Source organism: Pseudooceanicola marinus, assembly GCF_002786295.1.
GTDB lineage: Bacteria > Pseudomonadota > Alphaproteobacteria > Rhodobacterales > Rhodobacteraceae > Pseudooceanicola > Pseudooceanicola marinus.
On record NZ_PGTC01000029.1, the window covers coordinates 1,051 to 1,323 of the forward strand.

The 273-nt window shown below is 75.5% G+C and carries 1 protein-coding gene; it reads left to right on the top strand.

Going from position 1 to position 273, the window contains the following annotated elements:
- A partial coding sequence (locus CVM50_RS21820; protein ID WP_198431946.1) for a hypothetical protein occupies nt 1-273 on the top strand: 273 nt, incomplete at both ends.

Sequence of the window (273 nt, forward strand, 5' to 3'; positions counted from 1 at the left end):
ACGCCCTGGGGATGAGCTGATGCGCTGGCTTCTCTGTGCCCCCGTCCTCGCCTGCCCGACCATTGCCGCCCTCGCGGCCGCCGCCCTGGCGCAGGGTGGCAACCTGGTACAGCTGGCGCTCGTCCTCGCCATGACCCTGGCCCCCTATGACGCGGCACGGACGGTCTGCGACACCCCCGCTCGGCACCCCATGCCCCGCCTGCTGCGCCGGCTCGCCCCCTGCGGCCCGTACCTACTCGGCGCCGCGCCGGGCGCGGGCTGGCTGTTCGGCCA